This window comes from Streptomyces sp. NPDC001604 (assembly GCF_042893475.1).
In the GTDB taxonomy this organism is placed as follows: domain Bacteria; phylum Actinomycetota; class Actinomycetes; order Streptomycetales; family Streptomycetaceae; genus Streptomyces.
Genome location: NZ_JBIAUY010000002.1, coordinates 1 through 12,494 on the forward strand (window position 1 = coordinate 1; position 12,494 = coordinate 12,494).

Genomic DNA, 12,494 nt, shown 5'->3' on the forward strand with positions numbered 1-12,494 from the left:
CTTTCCAGGTTCCCGCTTTCGCGTTTCCCTTTCCGGCGGTTCCGACTCTATCAGATCCTTTCGGGCCTGACTCCCAGTCAGAGGGGCTGTCCTCCTGGCCGTTGGGCCGTTCCGACGAGTGAGACTTTAGCGGATTCCCGGCCCCCGAGCTAATCGGGGTCCGCGTCCTTTCGAACGTGGATTCCTCATTTCGCAAATACGCATGCCAATAAAGCGACGCCAGACAGATCGACTGGTCGTCGAGTAGTGGTTGGTACTTGCGAAGTGGCTGTCCGGGGACCGACCGCAGTCGGCGCTCACGTCGGACAACTCGGAGAACACTACGTAGCGCGCGGGGGTGTGTCAACTTGCCTCCCGGCGGCACCCGGGAGGCGTACCCTGAACGGCATGACTACGCGTACGTGTACCCAGCAGTGGTGGGCCGCCTGACGGCGGCCGTACTGACGTATGCGTTCAACGGCCGCCGCCTCGGCGGCCGTTCTCGTTTCTCCCTCCAGAGCTCCTGAGGGTCGGCCGCCGGGACGGCGGTCTCGACCAGGAGGTGGAGAAGAGATGACGCGGGTTTTCAGCGGGATCAAGCCGACCGGGCACCTGACGCTGGGGAACTACCTGGGAGCCATGCGGCAGTGGGCCGCGGTGGACCAGCACCGGGCGGATGCGCTGTTCTGCATCGTCGATCTGCATGCGCTGACCGTGGACCACGATCCGGCCCGGGTGCGCAGGCTCAGTCGGCAGGCGGCGACGCTGTTGCTGGCAGTGGGTCTGGATCCGGCGCTGTGCACCGTGTTCGTACAGAGTCATGTCGATGAGCACGCGCGGCTGTCGTACGTCCTCGAGTGTGTGGCGACCGACGGTGAGATGCGGCGGATGATCCAGTACAAGGAGAAGGCTGCGCGTGAGCGCGAGCGGGGTGGGAGTGTGCGGCTGTCCCTGCTGACGTATCCCGTGCTGATGGCGGCGGACATCCTGGTGTATGGGACGGACGAGGTGCCGGTGGGGGACGACCAGGCGCAGCATGTGGAGCTGACGCGGGATCTGGCGGTGCGGTTCAACCAGCGGTACGGACATACGTTCGTGGTGCCGAAGGCCACGCTTCCTGCGGTCGCGGCGCGGGTCATGAATCTGCAGGAACCGACGTCGAAGATGGGGAAGTCGGACGACCGCGGGCCGGGGATCGTCTATCTGCTCGACGAGCCGGACGTGGTGCGGAAGAAGATCATGCGCGCAGTGACCGACAGTGGGCGGGAGATCGTGTACGACAGGGAGGAACGGCCCGGCGTGACGAATCTGCTCGAGATCCTGGCGGCTTGCACGGGTGGGAACCCGGAGACCTTGAGCGGTGTATATGAGTCGTACGGGTCCTTGAAGAAGGACACCGCAGAGGCCGTGGTCGAGCTCCTCAGGCCCGTACAGGAGAGGCACAGGGCGCTGTGCGCTGATCCTGGCTATGTGGAGGGGGTGCTGCGGGATGGTGCGGAGAGGGCGCGGGCGTTGGCCCGGCCGACCGTGGATGCCGCTTATCGCGCGATCGGGTTGCTGCCGGCTGCTTCTGATACCGGTGCGGGTGTGGTGCTGAACGCTGCGCGGTAGGCGCGCGGGCTGGTGGCGAGGCGCGATGCGAAGTGCTGGCGCATCGTGACCTCGCTGCCGAAGCCGGCGCGGCGGGCCACTTCGGGCATGGGCAGGTCGGTGCGTTCGAGGAGTTTCTGCGCTGCGGCGATGCGCTGGTCGAGGAGCCAGCGGAGCGGGGGCGTGCCGGTCTGCGCGGTGAAGTGGCGGGCGAAGCTGCGCGGGGACATGCCTGCGTGGGCGGCCAGGTCGGCCACGGTGAGCGGTTCGTGCAGGTGGCGCAGGGCGTGCTCGCGTACGGCGGCGAGGGTGTCGGCGTCGCGGTCCGCACGGGGTGTGGGGTGCTCGATGAACTGTGCCTGGGTGCCGGTGCGGAAGGGGGCGGTGACCATCGAGCGGGCGATGGTGGCTGCGGCTTCGGCGCCGTGGGACCGGCGGACGAGGTGGAGGCAGAGGTCGATGCCGGCCGCGGTGCCGGCTGCGGTCCAGAGGTTGTGGTCCTCGATGAACAGGGCGTCGGGGACGACGGTGACTTGGGGGTGGTGTGCGCGGAGGAGGCTGACGAGGTTCCAGTGGGTGATGGCGCGGCGGCCGTCGAGGAGGCCGGCCTGGGCGAGGGTGAAGGCGCCGCCGCAGAGGGCCGCGATGGTGGTGCCGTGGGCGTGTGCGCGTCGGAGCGCGTCGAGGACGGGGGTGGGTGCGGGTGTGAGGTGGTCGTCGAGGCCGGGGATCACGATGAGGTCGGCGCGGGACAGCCAGCTGAGGGTGCGGTCGGGGTGGAGGGTCATGCCTCCGCGCATGGGGACGGGGGTGGTGGCGTCGGCGGCGACCCGGCGCAGGTCGAAGGCGGGGGCGCCACGGTCGGTGCGGTCGGTGCCCCAGACCTCGGTGATGACGGAGACGTCGAAGGCGCGGATGCCGGGGAAAGCGACGAGGGCGACGCGGTATGTGTCCTCTGCTGCGTTCTCCGCGTTTCCCATGGGTGGCAGTAAACCATCGATCGCTGGCTTTTCACCCTCTGGGGTGGTGGTGCTCCCGGCGGCAGGATCGTGGGCATGGAGATCGCAGAGAACGCAGCGCTGGTGGTCGTGGACGTGCAGAAGGGCTTCGACGAGGCCGACTTCTGGGGGCCGCGGAACAACCCGGAGGCCGATGACAACATCGCTTCGCTCATCGACGCGTGGCAGGTGACGGGACGGCCGGTCGTCTTCGTACGGCATGACTCGCCGAAGCCCCGGTCGCCGCTGCGGCCGGGGTACGAGGGGAACGCGTTCAAGGAGTACGTGGAGCAGCGGCGCGGCAAGGGCGCCGGTGGGGCCGAGCTGTTGATCACGAAGAGCGTGAACTCGGCGTTCTACGGGACGCCGGATCTGGATGCCTGGCTGAAGGCGGAGGGGATTTCGCAGCTCGTCGTGGCCGGGATCCAGACCAATATGTGCGTGGAGACGACGGCTCGGATGGGCGGCAATCTGGGCTACGACGTGCTGGTCGCGTATGACGCGACGTACACCTTCGATCTGGAGGGGCCGTTCGGCTGGCGGCGGAGTGCCGACGAGGTTGCGCAGGCGTCGGCGGTGTCGCTGCACGGGGGCGGTTTTGCGCGTGTGGTGGCCACGAAGGAGGTGGTGGACGCGGCGGGGTGACCGCCCCCGGTGGGCGCTGGGGTCTGTCGTTCGGGTCAGGTCCGCTGTAGCTGACGGCGCTTCCCGGCTGCCCAGAGCGGGGTCATGGGGGTCCCCCCGCTCGAGCAAAGCCGAGGGGGCGCGTGCAGCTGCAAGGCGGAGGAGGCTGTGACGTCAGCCGCTGCCGCGGCGGGCGGCGCGGAGCCGAACGACAGGTACTAGTCCTTCTTGCCGGAGGCGAGTTCGCGGCTGCGGTCGCGGGCGGCTTCGAGGGCGGCGATGAGGGCGGCTCGGACGCCGTGGTTCTCGAGTTCGCGGATGGCGTTGATGGTCGTGCCCGCGGGGGACGTGACGTTCTCGCGGAGCTTGACCGGGTGTTCGCCGCTGTCGCGGAGCATCGTCGCGGCGCCGATCGCGGACTGGACGATCAGGTCGTGGGCCTTGTCGCGGGGCAGGCCGAGCAGGATGCCGGCGTCCGTCATGGCTTCGACCAGGTAGAAGAAGTACGCCGGACCGGAGCCGGAGAGCGCGGTGCAGGCGTCCTGCTGGGACTCGGGGACGCGCAGCGTCTTGCCGACGGCGCCGAAGATCTCCTCGGCGTGGGCGAGGTGGTCGGCGGTGGCGTGGCTGCCGGCGGAGATGACCGACATGGCCTCGTCGACGAGGGCGGGGGTGTTCGTCATGACGCGGACGACCGGGGTGCCGGTGGCGAGGCGGTCCTCGATGGAGGCGGTGGTGATGCCGGCGGCTCCGCTGATGACCAGGCGGTCGGCGGGGACGTGGGGGGCGAGTTCGTCGAGGAGGGTGCCCATGTCCTGCGGCTTGACCGTGAGGATCAGGGTGTCGGCGGTCTTGGCGGCTTCCGGGTTGGTGACCGGGGTGACGCCGTAGCGGGTGCGGAGTTCTTCGGCTCGCTCCGGGCGGCGGGCGGTGACCAGGAGGTCGGCGGGGGGCCAGCCGCCGCGGATCATTCCGCTGAGCAGGGCTTCGCCGATCTTTCCGGTGCCGAGGACTGCGACTTTCTGGGTCATGGCTGGGGTGCCCTCCGGGGGTGCGTCGTCCGGGGTACATCGTCGCACCGGGGGTGGGTGGGTGGCTCGGGTGTCCGGTGGGCGGGACGTTGGCGGGTGGGTCCCCGTCGGGTTTCTCGCCCCCGCCGCCCCTACCCATCCCATCCCCAGGGGCTCCGCCCCTTCGACCCCGCCAGGGGGCTCCGCCCCCTGCACCCCCCATCGGCCTGAACGGCCTCGTCCTCAAACGCCGGACGGGCTGACAATGCGGACCGCCCAGGAAAAGGGAACGGGCCGCGGTGACGAGGTTCATGCCGTCCTTCGCCTCAGTGTTGCCGCCCCCAAGCCCAGTACCAGCAGGGCGCAGCCCGCCACGATCAGGGCGTCGCGGATGAAGTTGGCGGTCATGTCGGTGTGTTTGAGGACCTCGTTCATGCCGTCCACGGCGTAGGACATGGGCAGGACGTCGGAGATCGCTTTCAGGGCCGGGTGCATGTTGTCGCGCGGGGTGAACAGGCCGCAGAGGAGGAGTTGGGGGAAGATCACGGCCGGCATGAACTGGACCGCCTGGAATTCGGAGGCGGCGAAGGCCGAGACGAAGAGGCCGAGGGCGGTGCCGAGGAGGGCGTCCAGGAGGGCGACCAGGAGGAGCAGCCAGGGGCTGCCCGTGACGTCCAGGCCGAGGAACCAGACCGCGAGGCCCGTGGCGAGGGCGGACTGGATGATCGCGAGGGTGCCGAAGGCGAGGGCGTAGCCCGCGATCAGGTCGCCCTTGCCCAGGGGCATGGCGAGGAGGCGTTCGAGCGTGCCCGAGGTGCGTTCGCGCAGCGTGGCGATGGACGTGACCAGGAACATCGTGATGAGGGGGAAGATGCCGAGGAGTGATGCGCCGATGTTGTCGAAGGTGCGCGGGCTGCCGTCGAAGACGTAGCGGAGCAGGAACAGCATCACGCAGGGGATGAGGATCATCATCGCGATGGTGCGCGGGTCGTGGCGGAGCTGGCGCAGGACCCGGGCCGCGGTGGCGGCGGTGCGGGAGGCGTTCAGGGCACCGGTGGGGGCGGGTGTCGTCGCCGTACCGGTCGGGGTCGTCGTGCTCATCGGGTGGTCTCCTTCTCGCGGGCGGCGGTGGCCGCCTCGTCGACCAGGTGCAGGAAGGCCGCCTCGACCGTTTCGGAGCCGGTGCGGGTGCGCAGGGCTTCGGGGGTGTCGTCGGCGAGGATCTCGCCCTCGCGCATCAGCAGGAGGCGGTGGCAGCGCTCGGCCTCGTCCATGACGTGGGAGGAGATGAGGAGGGTCGCGCCGCGGTCGGCGGCGATGGAGTGGAAGAGGGCCCACAGGTCGCGGCGGAGGACCGGGTCCAGGCCGACGGTGGGTTCGTCGAGGACCAGGAGTTCGGGGGCGCCCAGCAGGGCGACCGCCAGGGAGACTCGGTTGCGCTGGCCGCCGGAGAGGTTGCCGGCGAGGGCGTCGGCGTGGGAGGTGAGGTCGACGTCGGTGAGGACGCGGTCGATCTCGCTGCGGCGGTCGGAGGTGGAGCGGCCCGGGGCGAGGATCGCCGTGAAGTAGTCGAGGTTCTGGCGGACCGTCAGGTCGTCGTAGACGGAGGGGGCCTGGGTGACGTAGCCGATGCGGGTGCGGAGGGTGGGGTGGCCGGCCGGGCTGCCCAGGACCTCCAGGGTGCCGGTGACCTTGGCCTGGGTGCCGACGATCGAGCGCATGAGGGTCGACTTGCCGCAGCCGGAGGGGCCGAGGAGGCCGGTGATCTGGCCGCGCGGGACGGTGAAGTCGAGGCCGCGCAGGACGGTGCGGGGCCCGCGGGTGACGGTGAGGCCTTTGGCCCGGACGGCGGGGGGCGGGGGGTCCGCGGTGCCGCCCTCGGAGTAATTCATCATGCGATGAATAATGCTCCGGGGCGGTAGCGCCGTCAAGCGATTCCGTCGGGGGGTGCGTTCGGCAGCGCAGGCGCGTGGCGGCGCGATCGGAGGGGGAGAGTCCGGTCTGCGCGCCTCCGCGTTCACCGGTCGGAAACGCGAACCGGATGCGGAACCAACTCCCGTTCCTGACAATGGATTTCACTTCGCCGTGCCCTCCCCCGGCTCGGCGCCCACGCATCTCCCCTCACCGATGGAGGTGCTGTTGTCATGCGCTGTCGCATACGCAAGGCCGATCTGTTCGCTTCGCTGGTCGTCTTCCTGGTCGCGCTGCCGCTGTGTGTGGGCGTGGCCATCGCTTCCGGAGTCCCCGCCGAGCTGGGGCTGGTCACCGGGATCGTCGGCGGGTTGGTCGCCGGGGCGCTGCCCGGCAGCAGCCTGCAGGTGAGCGGGCCGGCGGCGGGCCTGACGGTGCTCGTCTACGAGGCCGTCGACACGTACGGCGTCCAGGCGCTCGGCGTGCTGGTGTTGGGGGCCGGGCTGCTGCAGCTGGGGCTCGGGGCGCTGCGGCTCGGGCGGTGGTTCCGGGCCGTGTCCGTGGCCGTGGTGCAGGGGATGCTCGCCGGGATCGGGCTGCTGCTGGTCGCCGGGCAGGTGTATGCGATGGGCGATGCGGCCGCGCCGGCGAGCGGGCCGGGGAAGATCGCCGGGCTGGTGTGGCTGCCCGGGCGGGTGGATGCGGGGGCGTTGTCAGTGGCGGGTGCCACTATGGCCGTACTGCTGCTGTGGCCGCGTTGGCGCAGGGGTGCGCGGGTGGTGCCTGCGCCGTTGGTCGCGGTGGCGGTGGTGTCGGCCGTGACCGGGGTGTGCGGCCTGGATGTGCGGCGGGTCGAGGTGCGGGGGCTCGTCGATGCGGTGCGGGTGCCGGGGGCGGCGGACTTCGGGCGGCTTACGGAAGTGGGGGTGATCGGGACCGTTGTGGCGTTCGCGTTGATCGCGTCGGCGGAGTCGTTGTTCAGCGCGGCGGCGGTGGACCGGCTGCACCGGGGGCCGCGGACGGACTTCGACCGGGAGCTGATGGCACAGGGCGCGGGGAACGCGGTGTGCGGGGTGCTGGGAGCGTTGCCGATGACCGCGGTGATCGTACGCAGCGCGGCCAACGTTCAGGCGGGGGCGCGGACCAAGGCCTCTCGGGTGCTGCACGGGGGGTGGCTGCTGCTGTTCACGGTCGTCCTGCCCGGTGTGCTCGGGCTGATTCCGGTGGCGGCGCTGGCCGCGCTGCTGGTGCACGCCGGGTGCAGGCTCCTGCCGGTGCGGGAGGCGCGGGTGCTGTGGCGCGAGCACCGTGGGGAGGTCGTGGTGCTGGCGGTGACGGCTGGGGCGATCGTGCTGGGGAATCTGCTGGAGGGGGTGTTGGTGGGGCTGACGCTGGCCGTGGCGAAGACGGCGTGGGACATCAGCCATGTGCATGTGGAGACCGAGGACCGGGGAGAGGCGGGGATCGTCGTACGGGTGCTGGGGCATGCGACGTTCCTGCGGCTGCCGAAGCTGCTGGACGCGTTGGACGCACTGCCGCACGACCGGGAGGTGCGGCTGGAGTTGGGCGGGCTGCGGCATGTGGACCATGCGTGTGCGGCGGCCCTGGAGGGGTGGGCCGCCGCGCGCGGTCATGAGTTGATCGCCACGAGCAGGTCGACGACGTAGGTCTCCTCCAGGATCCCGTCCGGGAAGGCGGCGAGCAGGTGGTCGCGTTCGTCGCCGAGGATGGCCGCCCGGCGTTCCTCGGTCTGCACGAGGAACGCCGAGTGGCTGCCGATGTTGGCGAGGTGCGTGTCGATGGTGACCGGGCGGCTCCAGCGGACATGGCGGCGGGTGAAGTCGAGGGTGCCGGTCGGGTCGGCGAGGGCGGTGGGGGCTCCGTTGCCGGTCCGGTCGACCTCGCGCCTGATGCCGAAGTGGCGCTCCAGGCGGCCGGCTTGGGCAGCCTGCCACGGGACGCCGAGGTCGGTGGTGTTCCACCACAGGGCCAGCGCTCCGCCCGGCCGCAGCACGCGCAGGGCCTCCGGGACCGAGCGGGCGGGTTCGGTCCAGTGCCAGGCCTGGGCGTAGGTGAGGAGGTCGGCGGAGGCGGTGGCGAGCGGCAGCTCGTTGCCGTTGCCCCGGACGATCGGGAGGCCGGGGTGGGCGCGGCGGAACTCGACCGCCATCCCGTCGCCGGGCTCCACGGCGACGACGTTCGCGCCGCGGGCAGCCAGAAGCGCGGTCGCGATGCCCGTACCGGCGCCGATGTCCGCGACGCGGGCGCCCTGGATGGGCCGGCCGGTCAGATCCTCGATGACGTCGAAGAGGGCCGGTGGATAGGAGGGGCGGTTGGCGGCGTACTGGGCTGCGGCGGCGTTGAAGGAGTGGGCGCGGGTGGACTGCGAGGGGGCGGTCATGAGGCCATGGTGGCGTGGGTTGGGTGCAGGGGGCAGCGAGTTTTCGGTGAGAGAACCAGGCTCCGGCGGGTGGTCTGTGCTGCGCGCCGAGCTGTGCGGCGCCTGGCTCGGGGCCGCGGGCCGGACTGCAGCGCGGGGCGGCGGCCGATGACAGCCGCGGCTTCGACGATCCGGCAACCTTGTGCGCGTGCCGACGACGCTGCTTGCGGCCCTGCGGCGCGGGCCGGACCGGACCTGACCTGGCCGAGCCGAGAGCAGCAGCGCCCAGCCGATCGACGCCGGCCGAACCAAGCCCGGCACCGCCCGGCCGATCGCCCCGGGCTGAGCCGAACTCTGCAGGTCAGCCAGCCCCAGCCGAAGCCACCCATCGGCCTCCAGCCAAGCCGAGCCCACAGGCCCAACAGCCCAACCGCGGCGCGGCGGAGACGCACCGCTCAGGAACGGCGGCGTTTCTTCGACGGGTTGCCTGTGCGGCGGGTGGTGCGGTTCCTCTGTCGGGTGAGGGCTGCCTCGTACTCCTCGCGGTGGAGCTTTTCGCCGGGGGCCTCCGTGAGGGAGCGGAAGAAGTAGGCGAGCAGGGAGCCGACGAAGCCGATGGCCAGGAGGCCGCGGAGGGAGGCCTGGCGGGCGGGGTCGGGGCGCTTGCCGAAGCCGTCCCAGGTGTTGCGGAAGGCGAGGGCGCTGCAGATCGCGAACATGGCGACGACGAGGACGGTCACGAAGGCGCCGCTGTCGGCGAGTTGGAGGCCCTGGTAGGCGAGGCGGAGGACCACGCAGGAGGCGGCGGCGGTCAGGAGGGAACCGGCGGCCACCCCGATGCGGCGGGATGTGTAGCCGCTGTCGTGGTTCACCCAGGTGGTGCCGAAGAAGCGCAGGGGTTCTGGGCGGGGGCCGCCGGGGGAGCCCGCGGTGCCGTCGGTGCCGGTTTCGTCGCTCACGGGACGATTATGGCTCCGGGGCGGCGCGGGCTCCCTTCGGGGATCAGCCGCAGCGGGAGGCTACGTAGCCGTCGGTGCCGGTGTTGACGTAGGCGTCGGAGACGTATTCGCCGCTGTCGATGTTGTCCCAGATGTTCGACGTGCCGTAGTAGCCGGAGACCGTCGTGCCCGTGGTCTGGCAGAAGATCGGGACCCTCGTGTCCGCGGGCAGCACCCGCACGATGGTGTAGTTCGTGCCGGGTCCGCTGCGAACGTTCAGCCGGACCCTGGAGCCGTCGGGTAAGTGGGTACGGTCGTCGCGTCCGCCGTGGCTGCCGAACCCATCACCATGAGAAGGGCACCGGCGGCGCCCCCCAAAAGGGCAGATCTACGTCTACGGGAAGTCATCAGGATCCCTCAGGTTGGGCGTCAGCCGCAGCGCGGAGCCACGTAGCCGTCGCTGCCGGTGAGGACGTAGGCGTCCGAGACGAACTGGCTGTCGTCGATGTTGTCCCAGATGTTCGAGGTGCCGTACGGACCCGACACCGATGTCCCCGGGGTCTGGCAGTAGATCGGGACCTTCGCGCCTTCGGGCAGGATCCGGACGATGCTGTACTGGGTCCCCGGGCCGCTGCGGACATTGAGGCGGACGCCCGGTGCCACCGAGTAGTAGCGCACGGACGCCGTCACGGCGGCTGCCGTCGTGACGGCCTCCCCCTCGTCTCTCGCGGCCTCTTCGATGCGGTCAACAGACATGAAAAACCTCCCCCGTTGTGCCCCATGAAAGCCATGGGGTCCCGTTCATTCCCCTAAAACACGCCATGAAACACATGTACGCGACTGGCACGCGAACGCTAGCAAGCCGCCTCCGTATCGCACGAGTCATCGACTAGGCTCCGTGCGTCGCGCGCGCGGACGAACAGTACGGGGGTGGTTCCATGGCGCCGCATCAGAACACCGGGGCGGGCGCGGAAGCGGAACTTCCCGAGTACGCCGGTCACTACCGTCTGGAGTCGTGTCTCGGCTCGGGCGGCATGGGTGTCGTGCACCTCGCGCGGAGCACCTCCGGCATGAAGCTCGCGGTGAAGGTCGTGCACACCGAGTTCGCCAAGGACCCCGAGTTCAGAGGGCGTTTTCGGCAGGAGGTGGCGGCGGCTCGGCGGGTGAGCGGTGCCTTCACGGCCTCCGTCGTCGACGCCGATCCGGAAGCGGAACGGCCGTGGATGGCCACACTGTTCATTCCGGGCCCGACCCTCTCCGAACACGTGAAGCGGAACGGGCCGATGCCCCCGGCGCAGCTGCGTCGGCTGATGGCGGGACTGTCCGAGGCACTGCGCGACATCCATCGGGTCGGGGTGGTGCACCGGGACCTGAAACCGAGCAATGTGCTGCTCGCCGAGGACGGTCCCAAGGTCATCGACTTCGGTATTTCTCGGCCAAAGGACAGCGAACTGCGGACCGAGACCGGGAAGTTGATCGGTACGCCGCCGTTCATGGCGCCCGAGCAGTTCCGTCGGCCCCGGGAGGTCGGGCCGGCTGCCGACATCTTCGCGCTCGGGTCCGTGCTGGTGCATGCGGCGACGGGCCGCGGCCCGTTCGACTCCGACAGTCCGTACGTGGTCGCCTACCAGGTCGTGCACGACGAGCCGGACCTGACCGGCGTACCGAAGGACCTGGCGCCGTTCGTGTTGCGCTGTCTCGCCAAGGAGCCCGAGGACCGGCCCACCCCGGACGAACTGATGCGGGAGTTGCGGTCGGTCGCGGCCTCGTACGACACGCAGGCGTTCATACCGGCGCAGCGGCGGACGCTCGAGGCCCCACCGTCTGCGGAACCCCGTGTCGAGGAGCCGGAGTCGGAGCCGCAGCGGCCGTCCGAGCGGCACCTGCGCAAGAAGGTGCTGCTGGCGGCCGGGGCACTCGTGCTCGTGGCAGGTGGGCTGCTCACCACGGTTCAACTGCTCGGTGACGCACCCGCCCCGTCGCACGGCACGGCGCCCACCGCATCCCCCGCGAGGTTCCGTGCGTGGACGGCGAAGCCCGTGTCCGGGGGCGCCGGGCCGGTCAGGTGTTCGTACGGAGCGGGAAAGCTGCTCTGCGCCCAGCCCGGTCTGGTGTTCGCCCTCGACGCCTCGGACGGCGGTCTGCTGTGGCGGCACCGCACCGACACGACCCGTTGGATCGCTCCGCCGGTCCTGTCGGGCGGTCTCGTGCAGCTGCCTCTCACCGACCGGGGCCGGCATCTGGAAGCGCTCGATCCTGCCTCGGGCAAGGTGCGCTGGGAGCGGAAGGTGCCGGCGTACGACTCGGTGCAGCCGGCGCGGAACATGCTTCTGCTGGTCCGTGCGGACGGCACGGTCACCGGCGTGGACAGCGCGTCCGGGACCACCAGGTGGTCCCGAGCGATACGTGGGCACAAGGCGCTGGCCTTCTCCTCCTTCGCCGGTGATCCGCTGGCGTACCTGGCGAGCGTCTCCGGCGACGGGGCGCACACGCGTGTCAGCGCCGTGGATCCCGTCACGGGTGAGGTGCGGTGGGACGCCCGGCTGAAGGGCGCTCTGCAGCCCTGCGGCTCCTCGGGCGGCTTCGTCTTCTTCACGGCCGTCGACGGGGTCTACGGCGACACACAGGCGGTGGTTCGCTACGACCCGCGGTCCGGGTCGGCGCGGAGAGCGGCGCTTTCCCTCCCCCTGACGAGTGCCCGTGCCGGCGTGCGCGAGGGCGTGGTCCAGCTGCTGGCCACCGGCGGGTCCCTGGAAGCCGTGGACACGGGCACGGGCAAGCAGCTGTGGACCATCGAGACCTCGGTGAGCCGGGGTTCGGCACCGGTCTCCGACGGCCGCCATGTCTACGTCAGCGCCGCCGACGGACGGCTGCTCGCGGTCGACGCACGCAAGGGGATCCTGGAAGGGCAGACTCCGGCCCGTCTGGGCAGGAACCAGGACCAGGTGATGGACACCATCCCCGCACCCGTCCTCGCCGACGGCCACGTCTACGCCACCGCCCCCGACGGCACCGTCTTCGCCGTCGACGCCCGCAAGCCCTCGGACTGGTGACGCGGAGAGGG

General features: G+C 70.7%; 12 protein-coding genes. 4 read left to right on the forward strand and 8 right to left on the reverse strand.

Features of this window, described 5'->3' with window-relative positions; genetic code table 11:
* Positions 1-552 precede the first annotated feature (552 nt).
* Positions 553-1,590, forward strand: a complete 1,038-nt coding sequence (gene trpS, locus ACFY1E_RS05155; protein WP_389071658.1) for a tryptophan--tRNA ligase — start codon at positions 553-555, stop codon at positions 1,588-1,590.
* Here trpS and ACFY1E_RS05160 read toward each other — a convergent pair.
* Positions 1,518-2,549 carry a GlxA family transcriptional regulator gene (locus tag ACFY1E_RS05160; RefSeq protein WP_389071660.1) on the reverse strand — a complete coding sequence of 344 codons (1,032 nt, stop codon included), beginning with the start codon at positions 2,547-2,549 and terminating at the stop codon, positions 1,518-1,520. The two genes, trpS and ACFY1E_RS05160, sit on opposite strands and share 73 nt — an antisense overlap.
* A gap of 75 nt (positions 2,550-2,624) precedes the next feature.
* Here ACFY1E_RS05160 and ACFY1E_RS05165 point away from each other — a divergent pair, with 75 nt between their 5' ends.
* Positions 2,625-3,212 carry a cysteine hydrolase family protein gene (locus ACFY1E_RS05165; RefSeq protein ID WP_389071662.1) on the forward strand — a complete coding sequence of 196 codons (588 nt, stop codon included), beginning with the start codon at positions 2,625-2,627 and terminating at the stop codon, positions 3,210-3,212.
* A gap of 197 nt (positions 3,213-3,409) precedes the next feature.
* Here the strand turns inward: ACFY1E_RS05165 and proC are convergent, their stop codons facing one another.
* The 3 genes from proC to ACFY1E_RS05180 all read right to left on the reverse strand — a co-directional run bounded on the left by proC (position 3,410) and on the right by ACFY1E_RS05180 (position 6,096).
* Positions 3,410-4,222 (reverse strand): pyrroline-5-carboxylate reductase, encoded by an 813-nt coding sequence (proC, locus tag ACFY1E_RS05170; RefSeq protein ID WP_389071664.1) that lies wholly within the window; start codon positions 4,220-4,222, stop codon positions 3,410-3,412.
* Positions 4,223-4,510: 288 nt separating this feature from the next.
* The gene (locus tag ACFY1E_RS05175) at positions 4,511-5,302 is read right to left on the reverse strand and encodes an ABC transporter permease (protein ID WP_389071666.1); all 792 of its coding nucleotides are present in this window, start codon (positions 5,300-5,302) and stop codon (positions 4,511-4,513) included.
* Positions 5,299-6,096: an ABC transporter ATP-binding protein gene (locus tag ACFY1E_RS05180; RefSeq protein ID WP_389071668.1), complete on the reverse strand. Its 798-nt coding sequence runs from the start codon at positions 6,094-6,096 to the stop codon at positions 5,299-5,301. The genes ACFY1E_RS05175 and ACFY1E_RS05180 overlap by 4 nt, the downstream gene beginning before the upstream one ends.
* A 249-nt stretch (positions 6,097-6,345) precedes the next feature.
* On the opposite strand from ACFY1E_RS05180, the gene ACFY1E_RS05185 reads away from it, so the two are divergent.
* The gene (locus ACFY1E_RS05185; RefSeq protein WP_389071671.1) at positions 6,346-7,779 is read left to right on the forward strand and encodes a SulP family inorganic anion transporter; all 1,434 of its coding nucleotides are present in this window, start codon (positions 6,346-6,348) and stop codon (positions 7,777-7,779) included.
* On the opposite strand, the gene ACFY1E_RS05190 is transcribed toward ACFY1E_RS05185, so the two are convergent.
* The 4 genes from ACFY1E_RS05190 to ACFY1E_RS05205 all read right to left on the reverse strand — a co-directional run bounded on the left by ACFY1E_RS05190 (position 7,743) and on the right by ACFY1E_RS05205 (position 10,186).
* Positions 7,743-8,513, reverse strand: coding sequence for a class I SAM-dependent methyltransferase (locus ACFY1E_RS05190; RefSeq protein WP_389071673.1), 771 nt, complete (start codon positions 8,511-8,513; stop codon positions 7,743-7,745). The two genes, ACFY1E_RS05185 and ACFY1E_RS05190, sit on opposite strands and share 37 nt — an antisense overlap.
* A 434-nt stretch (positions 8,514-8,947) precedes the next feature.
* Positions 8,948-9,451, reverse strand: coding sequence for an EamA/RhaT family transporter (locus ACFY1E_RS05195; protein ID WP_389071675.1), 504 nt, complete (start codon positions 9,449-9,451; stop codon positions 8,948-8,950).
* Between the two features lie 43 nt (positions 9,452-9,494).
* A complete protein-coding gene (locus tag ACFY1E_RS05200; protein ID WP_389071678.1) occupies positions 9,495-9,665 on the reverse strand; it encodes a hypothetical protein in 171 nt (56 codons plus the stop codon).
* Between the two features lie 194 nt (positions 9,666-9,859).
* The gene (locus tag ACFY1E_RS05205; RefSeq protein ID WP_389071680.1) at positions 9,860-10,186 is read right to left on the reverse strand and encodes an SH3 domain-containing protein; all 327 of its coding nucleotides are present in this window, start codon (positions 10,184-10,186) and stop codon (positions 9,860-9,862) included.
* A 182-nt stretch (positions 10,187-10,368) separates the two neighbouring features.
* Here ACFY1E_RS05205 and ACFY1E_RS05210 point away from each other — a divergent pair, with 182 nt between their 5' ends.
* Positions 10,369-12,483: a serine/threonine-protein kinase gene (locus tag ACFY1E_RS05210; protein WP_389071683.1), complete on the forward strand. Its 2,115-nt coding sequence runs from the start codon at positions 10,369-10,371 to the stop codon at positions 12,481-12,483.
* The last annotated feature ends 11 nt before the right edge of the window (positions 12,484-12,494 follow it).

What these genes read in the sequence shown, in the direction of transcription:
- ACFY1E_RS05185 (WP_389071671.1), top strand. Translation starts at nt 6,346, where the DNA reads ATGCGCTGTCGCATACGCAAGGCCGATCTGTTCGCTTCGCTGGTCGTC.
- ACFY1E_RS05175 (WP_389071666.1), bottom strand. Translation starts at nt 5,302, where the DNA reads ATGAGCACGACGACCCCGACCGGTACGGCGACGACACCCGCCCCCACC.
- ACFY1E_RS05165 (WP_389071662.1), top strand. Translation starts at nt 2,625, where the DNA reads ATGGAGATCGCAGAGAACGCAGCGCTGGTGGTCGTGGACGTGCAGAAG.
- ACFY1E_RS05160 (WP_389071660.1), bottom strand. Translation starts at nt 2,549, where the DNA reads ATGGGAAACGCGGAGAACGCAGCAGAGGACACATACCGCGTCGCCCTC.
- ACFY1E_RS05205 (WP_389071680.1), bottom strand. Translation starts at nt 10,186, where the DNA reads ATGTCTGTTGACCGCATCGAAGAGGCCGCGAGAGACGAGGGGGAGGCC.
- trpS (WP_389071658.1), top strand. Translation starts at nt 553, where the DNA reads ATGACGCGGGTTTTCAGCGGGATCAAGCCGACCGGGCACCTGACGCTG.
- ACFY1E_RS05180 (WP_389071668.1), bottom strand. Translation starts at nt 6,096, where the DNA reads ATGATGAATTACTCCGAGGGCGGCACCGCGGACCCCCCGCCCCCCGCC.
- ACFY1E_RS05210 (WP_389071683.1), top strand. Translation starts at nt 10,369, where the DNA reads ATGGCGCCGCATCAGAACACCGGGGCGGGCGCGGAAGCGGAACTTCCC.
- proC (WP_389071664.1), bottom strand. Translation starts at nt 4,222, where the DNA reads ATGACCCAGAAAGTCGCAGTCCTCGGCACCGGAAAGATCGGCGAAGCC.
- ACFY1E_RS05190 (WP_389071673.1), bottom strand. Translation starts at nt 8,513, where the DNA reads ATGACCGCCCCCTCGCAGTCCACCCGCGCCCACTCCTTCAACGCCGCC.